The sequence below is a fragment of the Kitasatospora sp. NPDC001539 genome (assembly GCF_040298565.1).
Lineage (GTDB): Bacteria > Actinomycetota > Actinomycetes > Streptomycetales > Streptomycetaceae > Kitasatospora.
In genome coordinates this window covers 65,416-91,593 of record NZ_JBEPAK010000002.1, presented here as the reverse complement: position 1 = coordinate 91,593, position 26,178 = coordinate 65,416, and the positions used below count along the sequence as shown (strand labels likewise).

General features: G+C 74.2%; 19 protein-coding genes. 4 read left to right on the top strand and 15 right to left on the bottom strand.

The genetic code is table 11. The features are described 5' to 3' along the window. Positions 1 to 24 precede the first annotated feature (24 nt). Positions 25 to 1,023: a glycosyltransferase family 2 protein gene (locus tag ABT247_RS01025; protein ID WP_350735885.1), complete on the bottom strand. Its 999-nt coding sequence runs from the start codon at positions 1,021 to 1,023 to the stop codon at positions 25 to 27. 136 nt (positions 1,024 to 1,159) lie between these two features. Here ABT247_RS01025 and ABT247_RS01020 point away from each other — a divergent pair, with 136 nt between their 5' ends. Then, positions 1,160 to 4,732, top strand: coding sequence for a bifunctional glycosyltransferase/CDP-glycerol:glycerophosphate glycerophosphotransferase (locus ABT247_RS01020; RefSeq protein WP_350735882.1), 3,573 nt, complete (start codon positions 1,160 to 1,162; stop codon positions 4,730 to 4,732). 314 nt (positions 4,733 to 5,046) lie between these two features. Here the strand turns inward: ABT247_RS01020 and ABT247_RS01015 are convergent, their stop codons facing one another. From ABT247_RS01015 to ABT247_RS00990, 6 genes are all read right to left on the bottom strand, one after another. Next, on the bottom strand, positions 5,047 to 5,601 hold the full coding sequence (locus ABT247_RS01015) for a 2'-5' RNA ligase family protein (protein ID WP_350735879.1): 555 nt from the start codon (positions 5,599 to 5,601) through the stop codon (positions 5,047 to 5,049). Next, the gene (gene trpS / locus ABT247_RS01010) at positions 5,598 to 6,638 is read right to left on the bottom strand and encodes a tryptophan--tRNA ligase (RefSeq protein ID WP_350735876.1); all 1,041 of its coding nucleotides are present in this window, start codon (positions 6,636 to 6,638) and stop codon (positions 5,598 to 5,600) included. Before trpS ends, ABT247_RS01015 begins: the two co-directional genes overlap by 4 nt. 30 nt (positions 6,639 to 6,668) lie before the next feature. Then, positions 6,669 to 7,994 carry a hemolysin family protein gene (locus tag ABT247_RS01005; protein ID WP_350735873.1) on the bottom strand — a complete coding sequence of 442 codons (1,326 nt, stop codon included), beginning with the start codon at positions 7,992 to 7,994 and terminating at the stop codon, positions 6,669 to 6,671. Positions 7,995 to 8,106: 112 nt separating this feature from the next. Then, positions 8,107 to 9,099, bottom strand: coding sequence for a malate dehydrogenase (locus ABT247_RS01000; protein ID WP_350735870.1), 993 nt, complete (start codon positions 9,097 to 9,099; stop codon positions 8,107 to 8,109). A gap of 219 nt (positions 9,100 to 9,318) precedes the next feature. After that, a complete protein-coding gene (locus ABT247_RS00995; protein ID WP_350735867.1) occupies positions 9,319 to 9,744 on the bottom strand; it encodes a DUF3017 domain-containing protein in 426 nt (141 codons plus the stop codon). A 19-nt stretch (positions 9,745 to 9,763) separates the two neighbouring features. After that, entirely contained in the window at positions 9,764 to 10,618 is an 855-nt protein-coding gene (locus ABT247_RS00990; RefSeq protein WP_350735864.1) for a bifunctional methylenetetrahydrofolate dehydrogenase/methenyltetrahydrofolate cyclohydrolase, read from the bottom strand. Positions 10,619 to 11,098: 480 nt separating this feature from the next. On the opposite strand from ABT247_RS00990, the gene ABT247_RS00985 reads away from it, so the two are divergent. Then, positions 11,099 to 11,704: a hypothetical protein gene (locus ABT247_RS00985; protein ID WP_350735861.1), complete on the top strand. Its 606-nt coding sequence runs from the start codon at positions 11,099 to 11,101 to the stop codon at positions 11,702 to 11,704. 65 nt (positions 11,705 to 11,769) lie between these two features. On the opposite strand, the gene purH is transcribed toward ABT247_RS00985, so the two are convergent. After that, positions 11,770 to 13,341, bottom strand: coding sequence for a bifunctional phosphoribosylaminoimidazolecarboxamide formyltransferase/IMP cyclohydrolase (purH, locus tag ABT247_RS00980; protein ID WP_350735857.1), 1,572 nt, complete (start codon positions 13,339 to 13,341; stop codon positions 11,770 to 11,772). Continuing rightward, positions 13,338 to 13,997: a phosphoribosylglycinamide formyltransferase gene (gene purN / locus ABT247_RS00975; protein WP_350735855.1), complete on the bottom strand. Its 660-nt coding sequence runs from the start codon at positions 13,995 to 13,997 to the stop codon at positions 13,338 to 13,340. Before purN ends, purH begins: the two co-directional genes overlap by 4 nt. Before the next feature lie 449 nt (positions 13,998 to 14,446). Between purN and ABT247_RS00970 the strand changes: the two genes are divergently transcribed. Then, on the top strand, positions 14,447 to 15,115 hold the full coding sequence (locus ABT247_RS00970) for a hypothetical protein (protein ID WP_350735852.1): 669 nt from the start codon (positions 14,447 to 14,449) through the stop codon (positions 15,113 to 15,115). Between the two features lie 125 nt (positions 15,116 to 15,240). On the opposite strand, the gene ABT247_RS00965 is transcribed toward ABT247_RS00970, so the two are convergent. After that, positions 15,241 to 16,716 (bottom strand): cell division protein PerM, encoded by a 1,476-nt coding sequence (locus ABT247_RS00965; protein WP_350735850.1) that lies wholly within the window; start codon positions 16,714 to 16,716, stop codon positions 15,241 to 15,243. 132 nt (positions 16,717 to 16,848) lie between these two features. On the opposite strand from ABT247_RS00965, the gene ABT247_RS00960 reads away from it, so the two are divergent. Then, entirely contained in the window at positions 16,849 to 18,711 is a 1,863-nt protein-coding gene (locus tag ABT247_RS00960; RefSeq protein WP_350735848.1) for a sigma factor-like helix-turn-helix DNA-binding protein, read from the top strand. Positions 18,712 to 18,825: 114 nt separating this feature from the next. Here ABT247_RS00960 and sucD read toward each other — a convergent pair whose 3' ends face one another. From sucD to ABT247_RS00935, 5 genes are all read right to left on the bottom strand, one after another. After that, a complete protein-coding gene (sucD, locus tag ABT247_RS00955) occupies positions 18,826 to 19,716 on the bottom strand; it encodes a succinate--CoA ligase subunit alpha (protein WP_350735845.1) in 891 nt (296 codons plus the stop codon). Positions 19,717 to 19,735: 19 nt separating this feature from the next. Next, complete coding sequence (gene sucC, locus ABT247_RS00950; protein ID WP_350735842.1) at positions 19,736 to 20,908, bottom strand: ADP-forming succinate--CoA ligase subunit beta; 1,173 nt, start codon at positions 20,906 to 20,908, stop codon at positions 19,736 to 19,738. A 290-nt stretch (positions 20,909 to 21,198) separates the two neighbouring features. Continuing rightward, positions 21,199 to 22,380 carry a VWA domain-containing protein gene (locus tag ABT247_RS00945; RefSeq protein WP_350735839.1) on the bottom strand — a complete coding sequence of 394 codons (1,182 nt, stop codon included), beginning with the start codon at positions 22,378 to 22,380 and terminating at the stop codon, positions 21,199 to 21,201. A gap of 268 nt (positions 22,381 to 22,648) precedes the next feature. Next, entirely contained in the window at positions 22,649 to 25,018 is a 2,370-nt protein-coding gene (locus tag ABT247_RS00940) for a DUF5682 family protein (RefSeq protein WP_350735836.1), read from the bottom strand. Continuing rightward, the gene (locus ABT247_RS00935) at positions 25,015 to 26,097 is read right to left on the bottom strand and encodes an ATP-binding protein (RefSeq protein ID WP_350735833.1); all 1,083 of its coding nucleotides are present in this window, start codon (positions 26,095 to 26,097) and stop codon (positions 25,015 to 25,017) included. The genes ABT247_RS00940 and ABT247_RS00935 overlap by 4 nt, the downstream gene beginning before the upstream one ends. Between the last annotated feature and the right edge of the window lie 81 nt (positions 26,098 to 26,178).

Sequence of the window (26,178 nt, the reverse complement as noted above, 5' to 3'; positions counted from 1 at the left end):
CGTCTCCGCCGCGGGGGGCCGGGCCTAGCGCTTGACCAGTCGGCGGGCCCGGGCGAGGGCCCGGACGGCCTGGTAGGCGCCGTAGCGGCCGTGGCTGAGCAGTTCGGTGCGCACGCCCTCCACGCCGGCCGGGGGCCGGTAGCCGGCCGGGCGCAGCCGGGCGCAGTGCGCGGCGGCGCGGCGGAAGTACTCGCGGCGGTCGCCGGGTGGGACGCGGCCGGGCTTGGCGACCACGGTGTTCAGGTGGTGCAGCATCTTCCCGTAGACGACCGGGCGCCAGCGGTCCAGGTCGGGGCGGCGGTCGAGGAAGGCGAAGACCAGGTCGTACTGGGCGAACACGTCGAAGTGCTTGCGGCTGGCGGTGGCCAGGATGTTGCCGCCCTCCTGGCGCTGGCGGTAGTGCACGCCGACCTGGTCGAGCAGGGTGATGCTGGCGGCGGCGAGCAGCGCCGGGTACGTCCAGGGGGTGTCCTCGTAGTAGCCGGCCGGGAAGACCAGCCGCTGCTCGGCGACGAAGGCGCGGCGGTAGGCCTTGTTCCAGACGACCTGGAGCAGGTCGAGCAGGTCGGGGCGGGCGGCGAGGTCGAAGACGTCCGGGGAGGCGGCGCCGAAGACGTGGGCCGAGGCGGCCCGGGTGATCCGGCCGTCGGCGTAGGTGCGGGCGTAGTCGTAGACCAGGACGTCCGGGTCACCGGTGGCGGCGAGCCGGTCGTCGACGGCCTTCAGCAGGCCGGGGGTGAGGGTGTCGTCGCTGTCGAGGAAGAGCACGTAGTCGCCGGTGGCGACCTCCAGGCCGGCGTTGCGGGCCCGGCCGAGGCCGACGTTCTCCGGAAGGTGCAGCACCCGTATCCGGGGGTCGGCGGCGGCCGCCTCGTCCAGTAGGGCGCCGCAGCCGTCCGGGGAGCGGTCGTCCACCGCGATCAGCTCGAAGTCGGGGCCGCCCTGGCCGAGGACCGACTCGAGGCACTCGGCGAGGTAGTCCTGGACCTGGTACACGGGGACGATGACGCTGAAGCGGGGCACGGGGCCCAAGCGTAGTGGCCCGAAGGGGGCCCGGAGCCCGGAGGTAGGATCGGGGCGCACGTACGCACCGATTCCGATGTGCGGCCAGGCCCTCACCGGGCTGCCACGCTCCTCCCGAGAAAGGCCTGCGTAGCCGATGGCTCCCCGCCTCTCCATCGTCGTCCCCATCTACAACGTCGAGCGTTACCTCGTCGAATGCCTCGACTCGATCGCCGCCCAGACCTTCACGGACTTCGAGTGCGTCATGGTCGACGACGGTTCGAAGGACGACAGCGCGGCCCTCGCCGAGGCGTACGCGGCCAAGGACTCGCGGTTCCGGCTGGTCCGCCAGGTGAACAAGGGCCTCGGCGCGGCCCGCAACACCGGCATCCGGCACATCGACCCGGACTCCGAGTTCCTGTGCTTCGTGGACAGCGACGACTCGATGCCGCCGAGCGCGTACGAGTTGATGATCAACACGCTGGACGAGACCGGCTCGGACTTCTGCACCGGCAACGTGCTGCGGTTCCGCGCGGTGGGCTACTACCAGTCCGGCGGCCACGTGAAGCCGTTCAAGACGACCAAGCTCAAGACCCACATCACCGAGATCCCGGCGCTGGTCACCGACCGCACCGCGTGGAACAAGGTGTACCGGCGGTCGTTCTTCGACGCGGCCGGCCTGCTGTACCCCGAGGGCATCCTGTACGAGGACGCGCCGGTCAGCGTGCCGCACCACTACCTGGCCAAGAGCGTCGACGTGCTCTCCGAGCCGATCTACCACTGGCGCGAGCGCGAGGTCGGCGAGATGTCGATCACGCAGATGCGCACCAACCCCAAGGGCCTGATCGACCGGGTCACCTCCGTCGAGCTGGTCCGCGGCTGGCTGAAGAAGCAGACCGAGCCGCGCTTCGCCCAGTACCTGCGCTCCTACGACGAGAACACCCTCGTCGAGGAGATCCCGATGTTCTTCTGGTCCGTCGTCGACGGCGACAAGGAGTACCGGGACGCCTACGTCCAGCACGTCAGCCGGCTGCTCCGGGCGATCGGCCCCGAGCAGGTCCGCAAGCTGCGCGCCCCGCTGCGGCTGAAGTACCACCTGACCCTGGCGGGCCGGGTGGACGAGCTGGTCGAGCAGATCAAGTACGAGGGCGAGAGCGGCGGCGGCGTGCAGGCCCGCGGTCTGCTGCGCCCGTACGCGGACTACCCGTTCCTGCGCGGCGGGCGCAAGAGCGTGCCGGCCGGCGTGCTCAAGCTGGACAACTCGCTGGTCATGCGCAGCCGGCTGTACGAGAGCGCCTGGGTCGGCGGGAAGCTCCAGCTCACCGGGCACGCGTACCCGGAGCAGCTGGGCGCGGCGGCCAAGCACGACATGGTCCGCACCCTGGTGCTGCGCGAGGCCAAGGGCCGCCGGGTCGTCGCCGTGCCGATGAAGACCCAGTACAGCCCCGAGGCGACCGCGAGCTGCAACCACGACCTGTACAGCTGCGACTGGTCCGGCTTCACCGTCGCCCTGGACCCGAAGAAGCTCAAGCACCGCGGCCAGTGGAAGGACGGCCACTGGCGCGTCCTGGTGGCCGGCGCCGGCAAGGGCGGGGTCTACAAGGGCCGCATCTCGGCCGGTTGGAGCGACACCGCGCAGTACGTCCCGACGCACTGGGTCGAGCCGGACGTGCGGATCGTGCCGTGGGTCCGGGACAACTTCCTCTACCTGCACGTGGAGACGGTCAAGGCGCGGGTGACCGGCCTGGCCGCGCAGGACGGCCGGGTGGAGGTCTCCGGCGCCGCCCGCTCCGGGGCGAACTTCGCCGGGGCCCGCCTGCGGCTCACCCACGTCGAGTCGGACCGCGAGCTGTCCTTCCCGCTGGAGCTGGGTGCTCCGGTCGGCACGCTCCAGCCGTTCACGGCCTCCTTCCCGGTGGCCGAGCTGACCGCCGTCCGCGAGGCCTGGGCCGAGCTGGACCCGCTGGCCGCCGAGCGCAGCCGTGACCGCTGGGACAGCGCGCTGCTGCTGGCCGACGGCAGCGTCGTCCGGCTGGCCTGGGACGACCGCAACGCCCCCGAGCCGCTGCACCTGCCGCTGGAGCCGCGGTCCTCGGCCGAGCCGCGGCGGGCCCTCTACTCCAAGCCCTCCCCGGGCGGCCACCTGCAGTTCTGCGACCAGTTGCTGCAGCCGCTGGTGGACGAGGTGTCCGCGCGCGGCGCCGACGGCTTCCTGCTGGCCGGCTCGTTCCCGCTGCCCGGTGCCCACCGCTGGGAGCTGGTGGTCCGGCACCACTGGCGCGAGGAGGAGCACGTCTACCCGGTGGAGATCTCGGACGGCCGGTTCCGCACCGCGCTGCCCGCCGTGCCGACCGCCTCCTTCGCCGGCCGGGTGCCGCTCGCCACCGGCACCTGGGCCGTCTCCTTCCGCCCGGTCGGCGTGTCGGCGGCCGAGCTGCCGAACGCGTCGGCGCTGATCGACCCGGCCTGCTTCGGTGCGCTGCCCCTGGAGGTGGAGTCCCGCGGCAAGCGGATAGTGCTGGAGCGCCGCTACCACGACGGGCTGTCGCTGGAGTCGCACTCGGCGCTGCTGCCCGAGGAGCGGGCCGGCTACCGCCAGCGGCTGCTGCGCACCGAGCACTACCCGGCCGCCCGGCGCCTGCCGGTGCGCGACACGGTGCTGTACAACGCCGGGCACGGCAGCGTGTACGCCGACTCGCCGAGGGCCATCCACGAGGAGCTGGTCCGCCGCGGCCTGCCGCTGGAGCACCTGTGGGGCAACGACGACCTGCAGGCCGACCTGCCGCAGTCGGCGACCTCGGTCCGGCTCTGGAGCCCGGAGTGGTTCGAGGCGCTGGCGACCGCGAAGTACATCGTGACCAGCACCCACCTGCCCGACTTCTTCGTCCGCCGGCCCGGCCAGGTGGTCGTGCAGACCTGGCTCGGCACCCCGCTGAAGCAGATCGGCCTCGACTTCGAGAAGGTCTGGTTCACCGACTCCAACTACCTCAAGAGCCTGGCCCGCGAGGTCCCGAACTGGAGCCTGCTGGTGGCCGGGAACACCTGGTCGGCCCCGGTCCTCAGGCGCGCCTTCGACTTCAAGGGCGAGATCCTGGAGAGCGGCTCGCCCCGGAACGACCTGCTGTTCGCGGCCGACCGGGAGAAGACCGCCGAGCAGGTCCGGGAGCGGCTCGGCCTGCCCGAGGGCAAGAAGGTCGTGCTGTACGCGCCGACCTGGCGCGAGGACCGGCGGCGGCCGAACGGCGGCTACCAGATCGACCTGCGGATCGACCTGGAGGCGGCCAAGGCCGCGCTCGGCGAGGACCAGGTGCTGCTGGTGCGCCGGCACACCGTGATGTGCGGTCAGATCCCGGGCGCCGGCAACGGTTACATCTGGGACGTGGGCAGCTACCCCGACATGGCGGAGCTGCTGCTGATCGCGGACGTGCTGGTCACCGACTACTCGGCGAGCGTGTTCGACTTCGCCTCCACCGGCAAGCCGATGCTCTTCTTCACCCACGACCTGGAGCACTACCGGGACAACCTGCGCGGCTTCAGCCTGAACTTCGAGGCCGAGGCGCCCGGTCCGCTGCTGGCCACCTCGGAGGAACTGGTCGCCGCGCTCGGCCGGGTGGACGAGGTCGCGGCCGAGTACGCCGACAAGGCGGCCGCGTTCCGCGAGGCGTACTGCGATCTGGACGACGGCAAGGCCTCCGCCCGGGTGGTCGACGCGATGCTCCGCAAGGAGTAGTCACCCGCCACCGGTGAACACGCCACCGAGGCACTGAGGCACCCGCGAGGCGCCCGGCGAGAACCGCGCCGGGCGCCTCGCGGCGTCCGGCTCCGCGTCCCTGCTCGCCGGAGGAGGGGAGTCGGAGGCCGAGGGAGTCGAAGGCCGAGGGAGGGAGGGCCGAGGGAGGGGGAGGCACGCCGTGCGGAGGGCGGGGGGAGCAGGTCACGCGTGCCGCCGGCCGGCCGGTGGCGCGTCGGAGGACGACGGGGGAAGGGCCCCGTCGGGCACCACCGCGCTCAGCGGTGCCGGGGCCGGGCGGCGGGGGCCGGCTCTCAGGAGAAGGCGTAGCTCCGCCAGGGCCGCCAGACCTCGTCCGCGTCGAAGCGGGAGAGGGAGAAGCCCGGGACGGTGAAGGACGCCCGGAAGCCGCGCGCCTGCTCGTACGCCTGGTCCAGGACGTCGTCCGGCAGGCCGTGCGCGACCGTCACGTGCGGGTGGTACGGGAAGGCCAGCTCACGGGCCAGCGGGCCGGAGCGGACGTCCGCCTCCAGCAGCCGGCACTCCTGCGCGCCCTCCTCGACCCGGACGAACACCACCGGGGAGACCGGGCGGAAGGTGCCGCCGCCGCGCAGCAGCATCCGGAACGGCCGGTGCGCGGCCGCCACCGCCGCGAGGTGCTCCTCGATCTTCGGCAGCGCCTCGGCGGGCACCTCGGTCGGCGGCAGCAGGGTGACGTGCGTCGGTATCGAACGGGCCTGCGGGTCGCCGTGCCCGGCCCGGGCGTCCTGGATCAGCGTCCCGTACGGGTCGGGCACGCTGACGGACACGCCGATGGTGACGACCTCCGGGAGGTCGTCACCACCGGGCAGGCGTGTGAGGGGAGTCACCGCTTGGCGGCCGGGAGGAAGCCGATCCGGTCGTAGACCGTCGCCAGCGTCTCGGAGGCGACCGCGCGGGCCTTCTCGGCGCCGATCGCGAGCACCCGGTCCAGCTCGGCCGGGTCGTCCAGGAAGCTGCGGGTGCGCTCCTGGAAGGGGGTCACCCACTCGGTGAACAGCTCGGCCAGCTCGGTCTTGAGGGCGCCGTACATCTTGCCCTCGAAGTGCGCGACCAGCTGCTCGACGGACTGGCCGCTGAGCGCGGAGTGGATGCGCAGCAGGTTGGAGACGCCCGGCTTCTGCTCCTCGTCGTAGGAGACGACGGTGCCGGTGTCGGTCACGGCGCTCTTGAACTTCTTGGCGCTGGCCTTCGGGTCGTCCAGCAGACTGACCAGGCCCTTGGGCGAGGACGCCGACTTGCTCATCTTGACGCCCGGGTCCTGGAGGTCCTGGATCTTCGCCGTCTCCTTGAGGATGTACGGCTTCGGGATCGTGAACGTCGGGGCGTAGCGCGAGTTGAAGCGCTCCGCGATGTCGCGGGTGATCTCCACGTGCTGGCGCTGGTCCTCGCCGACCGGGACGGCGTCGGCCTGGTAGAGCAGGATGTCCGCGATCTGCAGGATCGGGTAGGTGAACAGGCCGACGGTGGTGCTGTCGGCGCCGTACCGGGAGGACTTGTCCTTGAACTGGGTCATCCGGGACGCCTCGCCGAAGCCGGTGAGGCAGTTCATCACCCAGGCCAGCTGCGCGTGCTCGGGCACGTGCGACTGGACGAACAGGGTGCAGTGCTCCGGGTCCAGGCCGGCGCCGAGCAGCTGGGCGGCGGAGATCCGGGTGTTCTGGCGCAGGGTCACCGGGTCCTGCGGAACGGTGATCGCGTGCAGGTCGACCACCATGTAGAAGGCGTCGTTCTCCTTCTGCAGGTCGACCCACTGGCGCACCGCGCCCAGGTAGTTGCCGAGGTGGAACGAGCCGGAGGTGGGCTGGATGCCGGAGAGCACCCGGGGACGGTCCTTGACCGGACCAGTGACCGCTGCGTTGACCATGCGGGCCATTCTTCCAGTTCCACCGGGCGCTCAGGAAACCTCCGCCCCCGCAGGCTCGGCGGGTGTGACGGCACTCACCCTCACCCGGGCGATCCGCCTGCCCTCCACCTTGGCCACCGTCAGCAGCACCGCCCCGCCGCCGTGCAGCGGGACGCGGGCCTGGTCGCCGTCCCGGGGCAGCCGGCCCAGCGAGGCGACCAGGCAGCCGGCCACCGTCTCGTACGGGCCCTCGGGCAGGGTGACGCCGGTCTCCTCCTCGAAGTCGCCGAGGTTGAGCAGGCCGTCCAGTTCGATGCCGCCGCCGGCCAGCCGGCGGGTGGTGGCGGTCTCCGGCCGGTCGTACTCGTCCCGGATCTCGCCGACCACCTCCTCGACCAGGTCCTCCAGGGTGACGATCCCGGCGGTGCCGCCGTACTCGTCGACCACGATGGCCAGGTGGTGGCCCTCCCGGCGCATCTCGCCCATCGCCTCCAGCACCCGCTTGGTGCCGGGGAGCAGCTTGACGGGACGGGCGAGGTCGCGGACCTTGACGGCCTGCTCGCCGCGGGCGCCGTAGAGGTCCCGGACGTGGACGAAGCCGACCACGGCGTCGGCGCTGCCCTCGACCACCGGGTACCGCGAGTGCGGCGAGGTCTCGGCCTGGTGCCGTACGGCGTTCAGCGGGCGCTCGGCGTCCAGGAAGGTCACCTCGGTGCGCGGGACCATCACCTCGCGCAGCTGGCGCTCCCCTGCGGCGAACACGTCCGCGATCAACGCCCTTTCGTCGCTGCCCAGTTCGGTGTTGGCCGCGACCAGGCCGCGGAGCTCCTCGGAGCTCATCGAGCCGCGTCCGGCCGCCGGGTCGCCGCCGAGCAGGCGGACCATCAGGTTGGTGGAGTGGCCGAGCAGCCAGATCACCGGACGCAGCGCCACGGACATCACGTCCACCACGGGCGCGGCGACCACCGCGATGGACTCGGCGCGCTGGAGGCCGATCCGCTTGGGGGTGAGCTCGCCGAGCACCAGCGAGACGTAGCTGATCACCAGGGTGAGGCCGACCAGGGCGACCGCGTCGGCCACGCCCTCGGACAGCCCGGCCCGGACGAACAGCGGGGCGACCTTGCCCGACAGAGTGTCGGCGCCGAACGCGGCGGACAGGAAGCCCATGCAGGTCACACCGACCTGGACGGCGGCCAGGAAGCGGTTCGGGTCGGCGGCCAGGTGGGCGGCACGGGCCGAGCGCCGGGTGCCGTGCCCCTCCAGCGCCCGGATCTGGCCCTCGCGCAGCGAGATCAGCGAGATCTCGGCGACGTTGAACAGCCCGCCCAGCAGGATGAAGACGAGGACGAGCGCGGCGTCCCCGAGGGTTTCGTTCACAGCGGGCCAGTGTAGGTGGCCGGTGCGGTCGAAGCCCCGGACACGGCGGCGGCCCGCCGCCTCCCGGTCGCGGAAGGGGGCGGGCCGCCGGGACGGACCGTGCGGGCGGGGCTCAGATGAGGCCCAGCTCCTGGACCGCGTCGCGTTCCTCGGCCAGCTCCTTGACCGAGGCGTCGATGCGGGCGCGCGAGAAGTCGGAGATCTCCAGGCCCTGGACGATCTCGAACCTGCCGTCCTTGGTGGTGACCGGGAAGGAGGAGATCAGGCCCTGCGGGACGCCGTAGGAGCCGTCGGAGACGACGCCCATGGAGGTCCAGTCGCCCTCGGCGGTGCCGTTGACCCAGGTGTACACGTGGTCGATGGCGGCGTTGGCGGCCGAGGCGGCCGAGGAGGCGCCGCGGGCGTCGATGATGGCGGCGCCGCGCTTGGCGACGGTCGGGATGAAGTCGTTCTCCAGCCAGGCCTGGTCGCTGCCGACGGCCTCGAAGGCCGGCTTGCCGGCGACCTCGGCCTGGAAGATGTCCGGGTACTGGGTCGCGGAGTGGTTGCCCCAGATGGTGACGCGCTTGATGTCCGAGACCAGGGCGCCGGTCTTGGCCGACAGCTGGCCGACGGCGCGGTTGTGGTCCAGGCGGGTCATCGCGGTGAAGCGCTCGGCCGGGACGTCGGGGGCGTTGCGCTGGGCGATCAGGGCGTTGGTGTTGGCCGGGTTGCCGACGACCAGGACCTTGATGTCGTCCGCGGCGTGGTCGTTGATGGCCTTGCCCTGCGGGCCGAAGATGCCGCCGTTGGCCTGCAGCAGGTCGCCGCGCTCCATGCCGGCGGTGCGCGGACGGGCGCCGACCAGCAGCGCGACGTTGGCGCCGTCGAAGGCCTCGTTCGGGTTGTCGGTGATCTTGATGTCCCGCAGCAGCGGGAAGGCGCAGTCGACGAGCTCCATCGCGGTGCCCTCGGCGGCCTTGAGGCCCTGCGGGATCTCCAGGAGGCGCAGGTTCACCGGCACGTCGGCACCGAGCAGGTGGCCCGAGGCGATGCGGAAGAGCAGCGCGTAGCCGATCTGGCCGGCGGCTCCGGTGATGGTGACGTTGACGGGGGTGCGGGTCATTTCTACCTTCTCCAGCAAATCGCCAGGTGCCCCAGGCACACCGGCACTGGAGCCAGGATGATCTCTCGACATCGAGAGACCGGCGTCAGGTTATCGCAAAGGGAAGCGTACGCCGCGTGTGCGGGCGTGGCTGATGCGTCACAGAACAGACCGGACGGGACGCACCGCGGCCCCCGTCCGGACGGGCGGACGGGGGCCGCGGCCGCGCGCAGGGCGGGCTCAGTGCTTGGGCCGGCCGATCAGCTGGCCGATGTTGTCGAGCAACGGGATTTCCAGCCACGGGTTCGGCTGCGCCACCAGGGTCAGCAGCACGATCGAGGCCCCCAGGAAGGCCAGCACCAGCACGTCGGTGAAGCGGCTGCGGACCGCCAGCATCCCGACCTCGGGCAGCACCAGCCGCAGCACGGCGCCGAGCAGCACCCCGATGCCGAGGATCAGCAGCCCGTACTTGAAGCCGTCCTTGAAGTCGGCGAACCAGGTGACCGCGAGGCCGGCCCCGACCACCGACAGGACCAGCGTTATCGGCCACTGCCGGACCGGCAGGGCGTGGTCGCGCCCGAGGGCGGGGGCCGCGCCCTCGGGCGGCAGGGTGCCGGTCGTCTTGACCGGCCTGCGCCGGGACCGCGCCGGTCGCGGTTCAGTCATGCTCGCCGTCCCTCTGGGGTCAGACGCCGACGCGGCGCTCGGCCGCCTCGACGATGTTGTTGAGCAGCATCGCGCGGGTCATCGGGCCCACGCCGCCGGGGTTCGGGGAGATCCAGCCTGCCACCTCGGCCACGCCCGGGTGCACGTCGCCGACGATCCTGCCCTCGCTGCGGCTGACGCCCACGTCCAGCACCGCCGCGCCCGGCTTGACGTCCTCCGGCTTGACCAGGTGCGGCACGCCCGCGGCGGCCACGATGATGTCGGCCTTGCGCAGGTGCGCGCCGAGGTCGCGGGTGCCGGTGTGGCACAGGGTCACGGTGGCGTTCTCGCTGCGGCGGGTCAGCAGCAGGCCGATCGAGCGGCCGACGGTGATGCCGCGGCCGACCACGACCACCTCGGCGCCGTCGATCTCGACGTCGTGGCGGCGCAGCAGCTCGACGATGCCCAGCGGGGTGCACGGCAGCGGGCCCTCGATGCCCAGGGCGAGCCGGCCCAGCGAGGTCGGGTGCAGCCCGTCGGCGTCCTTGTCCGGGTCCATCAGCTCCAGGACGGGGTTCTGGTCCAGGCCCCTGGGCAGCGGCAGCTGCACGATGTAGCCGGTGCAGGCCGGGTCGGCGTTGAGCTCGCGGACGACGTTCTCGACGTCCTCCTGGGTGGCGGTCGCGGGAAGCTCGCGCTGGATCGAGGCGATGCCGACCTCGGCGCAGTCCTTGTGCTTCCCGTTGACGTACCAGCGGCTGCCCGGGTCGTCGCCGACCAGGACGGTGCCGAGGCCGGGCGTGACGCCCTTCGCCTTGAGGGCCGCCACGCGGGCGGCGAGTTCGGACTTGATCGCGGCGGCGGTGGCCTTGCCATCGAGAATCTGGGCAGTCATGACCCCATTCTCCCGGATCGCGGCCGCCCTCCGTACCGGGGCCGCCCTGGCGACCGAACGGGTACGGAAGGTCCGCACCACATTGCGGTTGCGCCACAGTCTCGGCCCGGCCCGCGGAACCGGCTGGACACGGTACTGCCGTCCGGACGACGATATGCGGGCATCCCCTGCCGCGACCCGGCCCGGTGACGGGCCGACGGATCCCACGGCGGGGGCGTACCCGGGGGAAAGAGCCAGTGATCCGACCACAGCAGACCGAGCAGCCCGACCGCCACGGCGCCGTCCTCGCCGTGCCGCGCCCGTCCCGGCGCGTGCTCGTCCGTTCCTCACCGGACTGCTGAGCCGGCCCGCGCCCGTCACCGCCGCCGGGCTGTCACTGCGCTCCGATACCGTCCCGTTCCGTCGTCGACCCGACTCGCCGGCCGCAACCGGGTCCTCCGCCGTCCCGTCCCCGTGTCCCGTAACTGCCCGGAGGCATCCATGACTTACCCGCCCGACCCGAACAACCCGTACGGCCAGCCGCCCGCGCCGGGCTACGGCTACCCGCAGCAGGCCCCGCCGCCGCCCTCACCGGGGTACGGCTACCCGCCGGCCGCGCCGGGTTACGGCTACGCGCCGGCCGTTCCGCAGTCCATGCCGGGCCTGGTGATGACCGCCCGGGTGCTGCTGTTCATCGTGGGCGGCGTGCAGACGATCCTCGCGATCATCTACCTGATCATCGGTGCGGCCGCCAAGGACGCCACCAACACCATCAAGCACACGACGGACGACAACCCGTTCACCGCGATGGGCGACGCCGCCGCCGGCGTCATCATCGTCGTCGCCGTCCTGTTCGCGCTCTTCGCCGCGCTGTCCATCACGCTCGGCGCGAAGTTCGGCAAGGGCGGCAACACCGTCCGGGTCACCACCATCGTGTACGGCTCGCTCGGGGGCCTGGTCGGCCTGCTCATCCTGCTGGGCGCCATCTCGGCCGGCACCGCCGTGGGCCTGGTGATGGCCTTCCTGTGGCTGGCGATCAGCATCATCTGGATCACCGCCATGTGCGTCCGGGACGGCGTCAACTGGTTCAACCGTCCGCGCTACTGACCGGACGGCAGGACAACGCGAAGCGGCCCGGCCCCTCCTCGGAGGGGCCGGGCCGCTTCGTGCACTCAGTGGAAGAAGTGCCGGGCGCCGGTGAAGTACATCGTCACGCCCGCCTTGGCGGCCGCCTCGACGACCTGCTCGTCACGGATCGAACCGCCCGGCTGCACGATCGCCTTCACGCCCGCGGCGATCAGGATCTCCGGGCCGTCCGGGAACGGGAAGAAGGCGTCCGAGGCCGCGTACGAGCCCGCGGCCCGCTCGCCGGCCCGCTCGACCGCGAGCTTGCAGGAGTCGACCCGGTTGACCTGGCCCATGCCGACGCCGACCGAGGCGCCGTCCTTGGCCAGCAGGATCGCGTTGGACTTGACGGCCCGGCAGGCCCGCCAGGCGAAGGCCAGTTCGGCCAGCTCGGCCTCGGAGAGCGCCTCGCCGCTGGCCAGCGTCCAGTTCGCCGGGTCGTCGCCCTCGGCGTGCACCCGGTCGGCGTCCTGGAGCAGCACGCCGCCGGAGATCGGACGGATCTCCTGGCGGTTGGCCGGGGGCTCCGGGGCGAGCAGCACCCGCAGGTTCTTCTTGCGGGCCAGCACCTCGACAGCGCCCTCCTCGTAGCCGGGGGCCACGACAACCTCGGTGAAGATCGGGGCGATCTGCTCGGCCAGCTCGACGGTGACCGGGCGGTTGACCGCGATCACGCCGCCGTACGCGGAGACCGGGTCGCACTCGTGCGCCTTGCGGTGCGCCTCGACGACGTCGGCGCCGATCGCGATGCCGCACGGGTTGGCGTGCTTGATGATCGCGACGGCCGGCTCGGCGTGGTCGTACGCGGCGCGGCGGGCGGCGTCGGTGTCGACGTAGTTGTTGTACGACATCTCCTTGCCGTGCAGCTGCCGCGCGCCGGCCAGGCCGCCCGTTCCGTCGCTGTACAGCGCGGCGCCCTGGTGCGGGTTCTCGCCGTAGCGCAGCACGTCCTGCCGCTCCCAGGTGCCGCCGAGGAAGCCGGGGAAGCGCTCGTCGCCGGGGGCGTAGCCGGCCTCGAACCAGGAGGCGACGGCCACGTCGTAGGCGGCGGTATGGGCGAACGCGGCACCGGCCAGGCGCTTGCGGGTGGCCAGGTCGAAGCCGCCGTCCTGGACGGCCTTGAGCACGTCCGCGTAGCGGGCCGGGTCGACCACGACGGCCACCGAGGGGTGGTTCTTGGCGGCGGCGCGGACCATGCTCGGGCCGCCGATGTCGATCTGCTCGACGCACTCGTCCGGGGTGGCGCCGGAGGCGACGGTGGCCTTGAACGGGTAGAGGTTGACCACGACCAGGTCGAAGGGCTCGACGCCCAGCTCGGCCAGCTGCGCGCGGTGCGACTCCAGCCGGAGGTCGGCCAGCACGCCGGCGTGCACCCGGGGGTGCAGCGTCTTCACGCGGCCGTCCAGGCACTCCGGGAAGCCGGTCAGCTCGGAGACCTCGGTCACCGGGACACCGGCGGCGGCGATCCGGCCGGCGGTGGAGCCGGTGGAGACGATGGCGACCCCGGCGGCGTGCAGGCCCTGGGCCAGCTCCTCCAGACCGGTCTTGTCGTACACGCTGATCAGCGCGCGACGGATCGGACGGATGTTCTCCGAAACGGGCGGCGTGGTGGAGCTCATGCCGGAATCCATACCTTTCGGTCCTCGATGCGGTGACCTTCGCGGGCCAGCCGGCCCACGACGTCGACGAGCAGCTTGCGCTCGACAGTCTTGATGCGCTCGTGCAGCGCGTCGCCGCCATCGGCGTGGTCGGCGTCGACGACCTCGACGACGCCCTGCGCGATGATCGGCCCGGTGTCCACCCCGGCGTCGACCAGGTGGACGGTGCAGCCGGTGACCTTCACCCCGTACGCGAGGGCGTCGCGGACGCCGTGGGCGCCGGGGAAGGCGGGCAGCAGTGCGGGGTGGGTGTTGACGATCCGCCCGGCGAAGGCCGTGATGAACCGGGGGCCGAGGATCTTCATGAAGCCGGCCGTGACCACCAGGTCCGGCTCGTGTCCGGCGACGGAGGCGGTCAGCGCGCGGTCCCACTCGGCCCGGTCCGGGAAGTCCTTCACGCGGTGGACGAAGGTCGGCAGACCGGCCTTCTCGGCGCGCTCCAGACCGGCGATGCCGTCCCGGTCCGCACCCACGGCGACGATCTCGGCGCCGTAGGCGGGGTCGGCGACGGCGTCGATCAGCGCCTGCAGATTGGTGCCGGAGCCGGAGACCAGCACCACCAGGCGAGCCGGTCCGGGCGTACGGGGCGGGAAGAGCTGGGCGGGGGCGGCGGCCACTGCGCGATTCTCCGTTGGTCGGGCGCCGTCCGCTGGTACGTCCACCGGCGGTGGGGCCACTACGAACGGCAGGTCGAGCGAAGGGGAACACCGGGGGAACCCGCCGCGACGCGGAGCCCCGGGAACCGATGTGAGCTGCTGACCGTCACCACGATAACGGCTGGTCGGACGGCCTCCGCACGGTCCGGGCAGCGCTACGCGCGTAGTTGAGACGGGGATCTCCTCGGGCCCGGGGCGCCCCGGTCGCGGACCGCCGCCGGGCCGGGACGCGACTGCCCGCCGGCCCGGGTTCGGGGCCTCGCCGGGCCGGGGCCGGGACTCCCCGCCGGCCCGGGGGCACGGGCCCCCGCCGGGCGCCCGGACGGCTGCGGGATCATGGGGGGACGCGGAGACCGCTCCGACACGAGACCCTCCGCCCGGGCCCCGACCGAGAAGGAATGGCTGAACCGATGAGCAGCGGCGACGACAACGGCGAGCACAACCCCTTCGCGCCGCCGCCGGCGGACGCCCCGGACCAGCCGTGGCAGCCGCGCGGCGGCTGGCCCGGCCAGGGCCCGGGGGGCAACGGCGGCCAGGGCGGCGACGACCGCCCCCAGCTGCCGCCGCCGTGGGGACAGGGCCCCGGCGACGGCCGCCCCGGGCAGCGCCCGCCCGCGCCGCAGCCGCCGCGCCTCGACCCGACCGACCCGACCCACCGCCGGGCCCGCAACGCCGCGCTGGCCGGGCCGTTCGCGCTGCTCTGCCTGTTCGCGGAGTTCCACTGGGTCGCGCTGCTGGTCGCCCTGCTCGCCATCTACTGGGGGGTCAGCGCGCTGCGGACCAAGCGGCCGACGGCCGGCGCCGGCCCGACCGGCGCCACTGCGGCCGGGGCGGCGGCCTCCGGGGCCCCCGCCCCGAACCCGCTCACCCGGGCGCCGAACCCCCTCACCCCGGCCGCGCTCGCCGGGATCCTGACCGGTGCGATGACCGTCGCGATGGTCGGGCTGATGATCGGGCTCGGGGTCTACTACCAGGACTACGTGACCTGCGTCCAGGATTCGCTGACCACCGTCGGCACCGAGAACTGCGACCGGTACGCGCCGCAGTGGTACGTGGACTTCACCGGCAACGCCGAGTAGGCGGCTCGCCGACCGGGCGTCGGGCCGCAGGGGCGCGGGCGCCGGTCGGAGTGGGCGTCGGCTGAGCGGCGCCGGACTGAGGGGGCATCAGGCCGGGGAGGTGGCAGGCCGCGCGGGCGACGGGCTCAGCCGGTGGGGTCCCCGCCCGCCAGGCGCCGCACGAGGGCGAACGTACGGGCGCGCAGCCGCAGTGCGCTCCGGCGCGCGGGCGCCGAGAGCCGGGCGCAGGCGCCCACGGTGGCCGCCCTGGCCCGAGGGGCTCCCGGAGCGAGCGCGCGGTGGCGCACCAGCAGGGCTCCCGGAACGGCGACCAGGGCGAGCCAGCCGGCCGCCGCCGGGCCCGTCCACCACGGCACCGGCCCCAGCCAGGCCATCCGCCCGCCCGCCAGCGCGCCGCCCGACAGCCGGCCCAGCACCGCCGCACCGGCGCCGAGCAGCAGCGCGGCCGCCAGCGCCGCCGCCACGGTCGCGGCGGGCGGCCAGGGCGCGCCCTGCCCGTCGACGCGCTCGCCGCCCGGTCCGTCGCCGTACCCGTCACCCCACTCGTCGCCGTCCCCGGTGCCGTGCGTCTCGCCGGGCCCGGCGCCGCGTGCCTGCGGGGAGGGCCGACCGGCCGCCGCACGGCCCAGCAGGACGGCCGGCACCGCTCCCGCCAGCAGCGGCAGGGCCAGCGCCGCGAGCCGCCAGCCGCCCGGGCCCTCCTCGGGCAGCAGGGCGAACAGGGGGAACTCCGGCACCGGCCCGAGCTCCGTTCCGCCCGGCGACACCTGGGTGCCCGCGCCGACCACGAAACCGGGGCCCAGCGCGTACGCAGAACCCCACAGCACCGCGTTCGGCAGCAGCAGCACGGTGAGCAGCAGCAGCCCGAGCAGCGCGGCGGGACCGCCCCTGAGCAGGGACATCCCGCGCCCGCCGCCGGTCATCGCGTCCACCACCGCCGCCACCGCGACCAGCGCTCCGCCCGCCGCGACCAGCCCCGCACCCGCCGCTCCGGCCGCCCGCCGCACCGCGGCCGAGCCGCCGGTCGGCCGCCAGCCCGGGGGCAGCCGGTCGAGCAGGGACAGCGGCAGGCCCTCGGCCGGGCCGGGTCGGGCCGAGCGGACACCCGCGGCCACCGCCAGGGCGGCGAACAGGCCGACCGCCAGGAGGTCCGGCAGCACCCGGCTGCGGAACGGGCCGCCGCCCGCGCAGTGCAGTGCCACCGCGACCGCCACCGCGCAGTAGCCCGACCACAGCGCCAGCGGACCGCTCCGGGAGGAGCGCAGCGCACGCCGGGACACCACCCCGGCGGCCGCCCGGTACAGCCGCACCGCCGCCAGGGCGGCGAGCAGCAGCGGGGTGACGGTCAGCGGGGCGTCCCCGCCACCGCGCAGCACCGGCGCGCCGTGCCCCAGCAACCAGAGGGCGCCCGCCAACCGGGTGGCGCCCGCCGCGCCCGAGTCGGCGTACGGTGTCACGATCCAGAGTCCGACCACCGGTACGGTGACCACCGCGAGGCCGACCAGCGCCGTCCGCACTCCCGTCAACAGGTCGGCCAGCACAGGGCGTCCGCCCAATTCGCCGGGCACTTCCAGGATCGGACGGCCCATCAGCTGTGTCATGGGGCTCATGCTGCCAAGGCGACTCGCCATGCTCCGTGAAGCGGCAAACCGCCGCCGTGTCCCAGATTATTGGCTTATGCGCCTTTTCAGACCCTGCCCCCAAGCCGCCGGAGCCCCGGCCCGGAGCGTCTGATGACCACGCCCCCCACCCGCGCCACCGACCCGCTGCGGAAGCTGACACCCCGTGAGGCCCAGGCCATCGCCCACCTCGCCGCCGGCCACGACCTCCAGCACACCGCCTCGGCCCTCGGGGTCACCCCCGGCACCGCGCGCAACTACCTCCACCGCGCCATGCGGAAGCTCGGCTGCCCCACCGAGTCCGCCGCCGTCGCCCTCATCAGGACCGCGCCCCCCACCGGGCCCGGCCGACGATCACCGGACGCACCCGCCCGGCCGAACGCGTCCCCGGCGACCACCGGGGAACACGGCGGCGTGACGGCCGACCCGGCCGCGGCCCGCGACCCGTCCGCCCCCCGGCCCGGCGGGAAGGGGCGGCACCGCCGCTCCCCCGGCCGCGAGGGCCGGGCCGGCGGCGCGCCCACGCAGGAACGGACCCAGGACACCCGGACGGCCGCCCGGGCCGGTGCGCCGCCCGAGACGCCCGAGACAGTCAAGGCGCCCCTGGGCACCGGGACGGCCGCGGCCGCGGCCGCGGTCACGGAAGCGGGGACCGGCACGGCCGCGCGACAGCACGCGGCCGTACCACGGCACACGCCGCACTCGGCCGACCCCGGCGCTCCCGGCGCCCCCACCGCCCGCGACGGGCGGCCGCAGCCGACCGCCGGGCAGGACGCACCCGCCGTCCACCCCGCGCCCGGCCGGGCCGCCGCCCCGGAGCGGCACGCGCCCGCGCCGCGGACGGCGACGCCGGCACCGGCCCTCCGGGGCGCCCCGGCGCCCTCCGCCGACCGCAGGGAGCGCATCGAGCTGGCGCTCACCGAGGCCGGGAGCGGGCGGGACCTCTCGGACGAACCCGCGCCGAGCTTCGACGACCTCTACGAGCAGACGTACACCCGGCTGGTGCAGCAGGTGTTCCTGCTCACCGCGTGCCGGCACCGGGCGGTGCACTGCGTGCGACGGGCGTTCGGGCAGGCGCGGCGCGGCTGGGACGAGGTGATCCGCTCCGGCGACCCGGAGGGCTGGGTCCGGGTGCGGGCGTCCGAGCTGGCGCTGTCGCCGTGGCACCGGGGCGGGCCGCGACGGGCACACGCGTGGACGCTGCCGCACCGGCGGATCAGGGTACGGCCGGCGAACGAAGCCCAGGCGGTCCTGCCGGACCACGACCGGCTGACCGACCGGGACAAGGCCCTGCTGAAGGCCCTGCGCCGGCTGTCCCGGCCGCAGCGGCGGGCGCTGGTGCTGCACGACGGGCTGGGGCTGCCCGCGGCGGCGATCGCGGTGGAGGTGGAGTCCACCCTGGCGGCCGCCGAGGGCCGGGTCTGGGCGGCCCGGGCGGCGTTGGCGCAGTCGGTGCCGGACCTGGTCGGGCCGGACCCGACGGCCCCCGGCTTCGCGGACGGGCTGAGCGGGCTGCTGCACCGGGCGGCGGTACGGGGGTGCCCGGAGCCGCACCGCTCGCCGGTGCCGGTGCTGCGGGCCCGGCACCGGTTGTCGACGGCGAGCCGGACGGGCGCGGCGGCGCTGCTGACGGTCGCGGTGGGCGGGGCGACGGTGGCGACCCTGGCCGGGCTGCGGCCGGCGGCGCTGTTCCAGCCGAGGGTGCAGCCGACGCCCGCGCTGTGCGTGCCGGCCCCCACCGCGGAGGTCGAGCCGCCCGGAGTGCCGCTGCTGCCGGGCGGGGCGCCGAACGGCATCGCCAGTCTGTGGTGCAGCCCGGCGGCCGGCCTGGAGGCGGTGGTGGTGGACCGGCAGCCGCAGGCGGTGGCGCGCTGGGAGCTGCCGCCCTCGGTGGTCCAGGCGCCGCCGCCGCAGCAGGGCCCGGCGGCCTGTCCGCTGTGGTCCCCGCTGCCCTGCACGACGGGCCCCAGGCACTGACACCGCGGGCACCGGAACCGCGAGGACCGGAACCGCGAGGACCGGAGCTCCGGCGCCGAAACGGCGAGCGCCCCCGCCCGGGAGGGCGGGGGCGCTCACTGCGCCGGAGCGGGATCAGGCCTGGGCGGCGATGATCTCGCGGGCCAGGCGGGCGGTCTCGGACGGCGTCTTGCCGACCTTGACACCGGCGGCCTCGAGGGCCTCCTTCTTCGCCTGGGCGGTGCCCGAGGAACCGGAGACGATGGCGCCGGCGTGGCCCATGGTCTTGCCCTCGGGGGCGGTGAAGCCCGCGACGTAGCCGACGACCGGCTTGGTCACGTTCTCCTTGATGAAGGCCGCGGCGCGCTCCTCGGCGTCGCCACCGATCTCACCGATCATGACGATGATCTCGGTCTCCGGGTCCTCCTGGAACGCCTTGAGGGCGTCGATGTGGGTGGTGCCGATGACCGGGTCACCGCCGATGCCCACGGCCGAGGAGAAGCCGATGTCGCGCAGCTCGTACATGAGCTGGTAGGTCAGGGTGCCGGACTTCGAGACCAGGCCGATCTTGCCGGCGCTGGTGATGTCGGCCGGGATGATGCCGGCGTTCGACTGTCCGGGGCTGATCAGGCCGGGGCAGTTCGGACCGATGATCCGGGTCTTGTTGCCCTTGGCGCCGGCGTGGGCCCAGAAGGCGGCGGTGTCGTGCACCGGGACGCCCTCGGTGATCACGACGGCCAGACCGATCTCGGCGTCGATGGCCTCGACGACGGCGGCCTTGGTGAACGCCGGCGGGACGAAGACGACGGTGACGTCGGCACCGGTCTTCTCCATCGCCTCGGCGACCGAGCCGAACACCGGGATCTCGGTGCCGTCGACGTCGACCGTGGTGCCGGCCTTGCGCGGGTTGACACCGCCGACGATCTGGGTGCCGGAGGCGAGCATGCGGCGGGTGTGCTTCATGCCCTCGGAGCCGGTCATGCCCTGGACGATGACCTTGCTGTCCTTGGTAAGGAAGATAGCCATGGTGTGAAAGTCCCCTTCCTTACTTGTTGGCCAGCTCGGCGGCGCGGTCCGCGGCGCCGTCCATGGTGTCCACCTGCTGGACCAGCGGGTGGTTGGCGTCGGTCAGGATCTTGCGACCCAGCTCGGCGTTGTTGCCGTCCAGACGGACGACCAGCGGCTTGGTGACCTCCTCGCCCTTCTCCTCGAGGAGGGCCAGGGCCTGCACGATGCCGTTGGCGACCGCGTCACAGGCGGTGATGCCACCGAAGACGTTGACGAAGACCGACTTGACGTCCGGGTCGCCCAGGATGATCTCCAGGCCGTTCGCCATGACCTCGGCCGAGGCGCCGCCGCCGATGTCGAGGAAGTTGGCGGGCTTGACGCCGCCGTGCTTCTCACCGGCGTAGGCGACCACGTCGAGGGTGCTCATGACGAGGCCCGCGCCGTTGCCGATGATGCCGACCTGGCCGTCGAGCTTGACGTAGTTCAGGCCCTTGGCCTTGGCGGCGGCCTCGAGCGGGTTGGCCGCGGCCTTGTCCTCCAGCGCCTCGTGCTCGGGCTGGCGGAAGTCGGCGTTCGCGTCCAGCGAGACCTTGCCGTCGAGGGCGATGATCCGGCCGTCACCCGACTTGATCAGCGGGTTGACCTCGACCAGGAGGGCGTCCTCCTTGACGAAGACGGTCCACAGGGTCTGCAGGACCTCGGCGATCTGCGGGGCGACGTCGGCCGGGAACTTCGCGGCGGCCACGATCTCGGCGGCCTTCTCCGCGGTCACGCCCTCGTTCGCGTCCACCGGGATCTTCGCGAGGGCCTCGGGCTTGGTGGCCGCGACCTCCTCGATGTCCATGCCGCCCTCGACGCTGGCCATGGCCAGGAAGGTGCGGTTGGCGCGGTCCAGCAGGTAGGAGACGTAGTACTCCTCCTGGATGTCCGCGGTCTGGGCCAGCATCACCTTGTGCACGGTGTGGCCCTTGATGTCCATGCCGAGGATCTGCTCGGCCTTGGCGACGGCGTCCGCCGGGTCGGCGGCGAGCTTGACGCCACCGGCCTTGCCTCGGCCACCCACCTTCACCTGAGCCTTGACGACGGCGCGGCCGCCGAAGCGCTCCGCGATGGCGGCAGCGTCTGCGGCGGTCTCGATGACATCGCCGTCAAGCACGGGCACGCCGTGCTTGGCGAAGAGGTCCCTCGCCTGGTACTCGAACAGGTCCACGTGTTTGTCCTTGTTCGTGGTCGCGGATTGTGTCTCTACGAGCGTGCCACGGCAGGATCTTCGCTGCGGGTCGTCGGGGCGGTGCGGGTACGCAGAGGTACGGCCTTGCGGCCCACACAGCCACGGGCGCACACGTCAATCAACACGCGCGTCACGTCCGTCTGGCAGGTTATCCCCGTGGGACGGGCCTGTTCCGCCCGGGGCCTGTCCGGCTTGGGTGAGAACCGTCACAGATCAGCCCGGACGCCCGGTCCGCCGATCGGGCGGGTTCACCCGCCCGGGTGAGGCCGTCACACCCCCCGTTCCGCCCCCTTGACCAGGTGCCACGGGAGCGGGCGCTTCTCGATCGCCGCCGCCATGATCTCGGGGAAGACATCCGGGGTGCAGGCGAAGGCCGGGGCGCCGAGGGCGGCCAGCGCGGCCGCGTGGGCGTGGTCGTACGACGGTGCGCCCTCGTCGGACAGCGCGAGCAGGGCGATGAACTGGACGCCGGCCGCCTTCATCGCGGCGACCCGCTTGAGCATGCCGTCCCGGATGCCTCCCTCGTAGAGGTCGCTGATCAGCACCACGACGGTCTCGGAGGGCCGGGTGATCCTCGACTGGCAGTAGGCGAGCGCGCGGTTGATGTCCGTGCCGCCGCCGAGCTGGGTGGCGAACAGGACGTCGACCGGGTCGGTGAGCTGCTCGGTGAGGTCGACCACCGAGGTGTCGAAGACGACCAGCCGGGTGTCCAGGGTGCGCATCGAGGAGAGCACCGCGCCGAACACCGCCGAGTGCACCACCGACGGCGCCATCGAGCCGGACTGGTCGACGCAGAGGATGACCTCCTTCTTCACCGCGCGCTGGGCGCGGGCGTAGCCGACCAGCCGCTCGGGGACGACGGTGCCGTGCTCCGGCAGGTAGTTCTTCAGGTTGGCCCGGATCGTCCGGTCCCAGTCGATGTCCCGCTGACGCGGCCGGTTCACCTTCGCGCTGCGGTCGAGGGCGCCGCCCAGGGTGGCCCTGGTCCGGTCGGCGAGCCGGCGCTCCAGGTCGGCGACCACCTTGCCGACCACGGCGCGGGCGGTCTCCCGGGTGGTCTCGGGCAGCGCGTGCTTGAGCGAGAGCAGGGTGCCGACCAGGTGCACGTCCGGTTCGACGGCCTCCAGCATCTCCGGCTCCAGCAGCAGCCGGTCCAGGCCGAGCCGGCTGATCGCGTCCTGCTGCATCAGCTGGACGACGGTCGACGGGAAGTACTCGCGGATGTCGCCCAGCCAGCGGGCCACCTGCGGGGCCGAGCCGCCGAGACCGGCGCTGCGGCGACCGCCGCGCGGGACCCGGCCGCCCTCCTCGGGGGCGCTCCGGTAGAGCGCGGCCAGGGCGCCGTCCATCGCGGCGTCGCGGCCGCGCAGGGTGCAGCCGGTGCCGTCGGCCTCGCCGCCGAGCACCAGGCGCCAGCGGCGCAGCCGTTCGTCGGTCGTGGGCGCTGCCATCTCGGCCTCCTGCTTCAGCGGTAACGCGGTGGTCGGGTGTTGCGGTGGGGTGGTGCGGGTGGGCGGTGCGGCCGCCGGGTGCTGCGGTGGCGGGGTGGTGCGGTGGCCGGGTGGTGCGGGTGAGCGGTGCGGCCGCCGGGTGCTGCGGTGGTGCGGTGGCGGGGTGGTGCGGCGGTCCCGTTCGTCCGGGTCAGCCGCGGCCGGTCCGGTGCGGCCGGGGTCCGGTGCGGCCGGGGTCCGGTGCGGCCGGCATCAGGTGCCACCGGCGTCAGGTGTCGCGGCCGGTGGTCTGCCGGGGGATCCTCGGGCGGACGCCGAGCAGCAGGGCCACCACGGGGACGGCGGCTTCGGCGCGTTCCCGGTCCAGTTCGCCGGCCGTCTCGGACGCCGCCGGGGGCGCGCCCAGCGGGCCGGCCGCGACCCGGCCGCCGATGGTGGTGCGCACGCCCGCCTCGAGGCCGGCGAAGGTGCGGCGCAGCAGCGGCAGGACGTCGGTGAAGACCTCGCCGCTCACCCCCGTCAGCCACTCGTCCAGCAGGGCGAGCAGCCGGGGGTCGTGCAGCAGCAGGGCGCCGCCGCCGGTGAGGAAGCCCTCGACCCAGCCGGCCGCGTCGGCCGGGGCGCTGGCGACGGACAGCACCAGCCGCAGTCGGCGGCCGGCCTGCTCCGAGTCGAGCCGGCCGTCGTCCAGCAGCAGCCGGACGGCCCGGCCGCGCAGCAGACCGGGGGCGCCGGTGGCCGGTCCGCCGGACGGCTCGCGGGCGGCCAGCGAGCGCAGGGCGGCGGCCCAGCGGTCGGCCAGGCCGGCCGGGCCGACCCGGTCCGGTGCCCCCTCGGCGGCCTCCGGGCCGCCCGGCGTCCCCGGACCGTCCGCGTCCGCCGCCGGGTCGGCGGTCCCGCCCCCGGCGGAGGCCAGCAGGCCGATCGCGCCGTGCACCTCGTCGATCCGCACGCGCATCGCCGCCGCGCTCTCCGCGTCCAGGCCGACGCAGGCGGGTGGCAGTCCGACGCAGACCCGCTCGGCCAGGCCCGCCGCCGCCTCGGCGAGCGCGCCGTGGTCGGTGCCGCGCACGTCGCCGTAGCGCAGCGCGCGGACCAGCGCGGGCAGCGCGCCGGCCAGGTGAGCGACGTCGGTGTCCAGGGCCGCGCAGTCGGTGAGCACCCGCATCACGGCGGGCAGCGCGTCGGACAGCCCGGCCAGCAGGCAGGTCTCCACCAGCCCGGTCAGCTCGGCGAGTTCGCCGGCGGCGCGGGCGGTGCCGACCGCCTTGTTGCCGGCGGCCTCCTCGACCGTGGTGCCCCACTGGGCGGCCTCGGCGATCCGGACCGAGAACTCGGGCTGCCAGCACAGCCGCCAGCTCTCCCGGAAGGTGCCGGTGGAGGCGACCGAGGAGCGGGCGGGCACGCCCCACTCGATGCCGAGCAGCCGCAGCCGGTGCAGCAGCCGGGACCGGGCGGCGTCGGTGTCCTGGCGCAGGTCCAGGTCGAGGTCCCGCGGCGCGGCCGCGGGCTTGAGGCGCAGCGAGCGCTGCAGCCGGGCGAGGTCGCGCTGCAGCGGCACCGTCGGTGCGGCGTCGGGGACCTCGCCGAGTTCGTCGCCGACCACCAGGCGGTCCCGGACGAGCTCCAGGGCGACCTCCGAGCCCTCGCAGAGCACCGCGCGGACGGCGTCCAGGGTCTCGGTCAGCCCGGCGAGCGGACGGCCGCGCAGCACCGCGAGGGTCTCGGCGAGCCGGACCGCCTCGATGACGTGCGCGGAGGAGACCGGGTGGTCCTCGGCGCGCAGCAGCTCGGCGGCCCGGGTGAGCCAGCGCGGCACCGGGTCGCCGGTGGTGGTGAACAGGTGGTGGTACCAGCCGGGCGACTGGACGCCCGCGCCGTAGCCGGTGGACTGGGAGAGCCGGCGGTGCGTCCACGGGATCCAGGTGATGTCCGCCCGTACCTTCTTCGGCAGCTCGGCGAGCAGCGCCCGGTCGTGGGCGACGGTGGGCATCGCCGCCAGCGCGGGGACGTGGAAGGCCCCGCAGACCACGGCGATCCGGCGGTGGCCGGCCCGGCGGGCGGCGCGGATCCGCTGGCGCATGTGCGCCTCGCGCAGCCGGTCCCGGCGGGACTCGCCGAGCCCCTCGGCGCGCAGCGCGCCCATCGCCTCGGCGACGGCGGCGAACGGCGCCAGCGCGTCCTCGCCCGGGGCGCGGTGCTCGATGACGTCCTCCCACCAGCGCTCCGGGTCGTCGTACCCGGCGGCTTCGGCGAGCAGGGCCAGCGGGTCGGCGGCCGGTCCGCCGGCGCCGCCGGTGCCGTCGGCACCGGTGAGCGGCTCGAAGCCGTAGCCGGCGGGCAGGTCGATGAAGTGGACCGGCAGGCCGTGCTCGACGCCGTGGCGGATCGCCACCCACTCGGGGGAGAACTCGGCGTACGGCCAGAAGGCGGCCCGCGCCGGGTCGTCCACGGCGTGGGCGAGCAGGGCGACCGGCGGGACGAGGTCCTTCCCGGCGGCGAGGTGGACGATGTCGTCGGCCTCCGGCGGTCCTTCGATCAGCACCGCGTCCGGCTGCCACTGCGTCAGCGCGGCGGCCACCGCCCGGGCCGAGCCCGGTCCGTGGTGCCGGATGCCCAGCAGGGCGACCTCGGTCATGCCGTCACCTCGCGGGCGGCGCGGTAGAAGTCCTTCCAGCCGTCGCGCTCGCGCACCACCCCTTCGACGTACTCGCGCCACACCGCCCGGTCGGCGACCGGGTCGCGGACGACGGCGCCGACGACGCCGTCCGTCACGTCCCCGGCGCGCAGCACGCCGTCGCCGAAGTGGGCGGCCAGGGCCAGGCCGTTGGTGACCACCGAGATCGCCTCGGCGGTGGAGAGGGTGCTGCTCGGGGTCTTCACCTTCGTCCGGCCGTCCACCGTGACCCCGGCCCGCAGCTCGCGGAAGACGGTGACCACCCGCCGGATCTCCTCGGCGCCGCCGGGCAGTTCGGGCAGCTCGAGCGAGCGGCCGAGCTGGTTGACCCGGCGGGTGACGATGTCGACCTCCTCCTCCAGCGAGCCGGGCAGCGGCAGCACCACGGTGTTGAAGCGGCGGCGCAGCGCGCTGGACAGCTCGTTGACGCCGCGGTCCCGGTCGTTGGCGGTGGCGATCACGTTGAAGCCGCGCACGGCCTGGGTCTCGGTGCCCAGTTCCGGTACCGGAAGGGTCTTCTCGGACAGGATGGTGATCAGGCTGTCCTGCACGTCGGCGGGGATGCGGGTCAGCTCCTCGACCCGGGCGATCCTGCCGTCGGCCATCGCCCGCATCAGCGGCGAGGGCACCAGGGCGTCCCGGCTGGGGCCGTGGGTGAGCAGCTGGGCGTAGTTCCAGCCGTACCGGACGGCCTCCTCGGGGGTGCCGGCGGTGCCCTGCACCAGCAGGGTGGAGTCGCCGCTGATCGCCGCGGCCAGGTGCTCGGACACCCAGGTCTTGGCGGTGCCGGGCACACCGAGCAGCAGCAGCGCGCGGTCCGTCGCCAGGGTGGTGACGGCGACCTCCACCACCCGGCGCGGGCCGATGTACTTGGGGGTGATCGCGGTGCCGTCGGGCAGCTCGCCGCCGAGCAGGTAGGTCGCCACGGCCCACGGGGAGAGCTTCCAGCGCTCGGGGCGCGGCCGGTCGTCCTGCGCGGCCAGTGCGGCCAGTTCGCCGGCGAAGGCGTCCTCGGCGTGTTGCCGCAGAACGTCGGTCATGAGGGCTCCTTCGGGTCGGCGCCGGGCACACGGGTGGCCCGGCGACGGGGTGATCGGGGGGAGCCAGGTCGGCGTCCCGGC

Coding starts and splice junctions, on each gene's coding strand:
- ABT247_RS00970 (WP_350735852.1), top strand. CDS start 14,447: ATGAGCAGCGGCGACGACAACGGCGAGCACAACCCCTTCGCGCCGCCG.
- ABT247_RS00985 (WP_350735861.1), top strand. CDS start 11,099: ATGACTTACCCGCCCGACCCGAACAACCCGTACGGCCAGCCGCCCGCG.
- ABT247_RS00990 (WP_350735864.1), bottom strand. CDS start 10,618: ATGACTGCCCAGATTCTCGATGGCAAGGCCACCGCCGCCGCGATCAAG.
- ABT247_RS00960 (WP_350735848.1), top strand. CDS start 16,849: ATGACCACGCCCCCCACCCGCGCCACCGACCCGCTGCGGAAGCTGACA.
- ABT247_RS00995 (WP_350735867.1), bottom strand. CDS start 9,744: ATGACTGAACCGCGACCGGCGCGGTCCCGGCGCAGGCCGGTCAAGACG.
- ABT247_RS00935 (WP_350735833.1), bottom strand. CDS start 26,097: ATGACCGACGTTCTGCGGCAACACGCCGAGGACGCCTTCGCCGGCGAA.
- purH (WP_350735857.1), bottom strand. CDS start 13,341: ATGAGCTCCACCACGCCGCCCGTTTCGGAGAACATCCGTCCGATCCGT.
- trpS (WP_350735876.1), bottom strand. CDS start 6,638: ATGGTCAACGCAGCGGTCACTGGTCCGGTCAAGGACCGTCCCCGGGTG.
- ABT247_RS01000 (WP_350735870.1), bottom strand. CDS start 9,099: ATGACCCGCACCCCCGTCAACGTCACCATCACCGGAGCCGCCGGCCAG.
- ABT247_RS01020 (WP_350735882.1), top strand. CDS start 1,160: ATGGCTCCCCGCCTCTCCATCGTCGTCCCCATCTACAACGTCGAGCGT.
- sucD (WP_350735845.1), bottom strand. CDS start 19,716: ATGGCTATCTTCCTTACCAAGGACAGCAAGGTCATCGTCCAGGGCATG.
- ABT247_RS00965 (WP_350735850.1), bottom strand. CDS start 16,716: ATGACACAGCTGATGGGCCGTCCGATCCTGGAAGTGCCCGGCGAATTG.
- ABT247_RS00945 (WP_350735839.1), bottom strand. CDS start 22,380: ATGGCAGCGCCCACGACCGACGAACGGCTGCGCCGCTGGCGCCTGGTG.
- ABT247_RS00940 (WP_350735836.1), bottom strand. CDS start 25,018: ATGACCGAGGTCGCCCTGCTGGGCATCCGGCACCACGGACCGGGCTCG.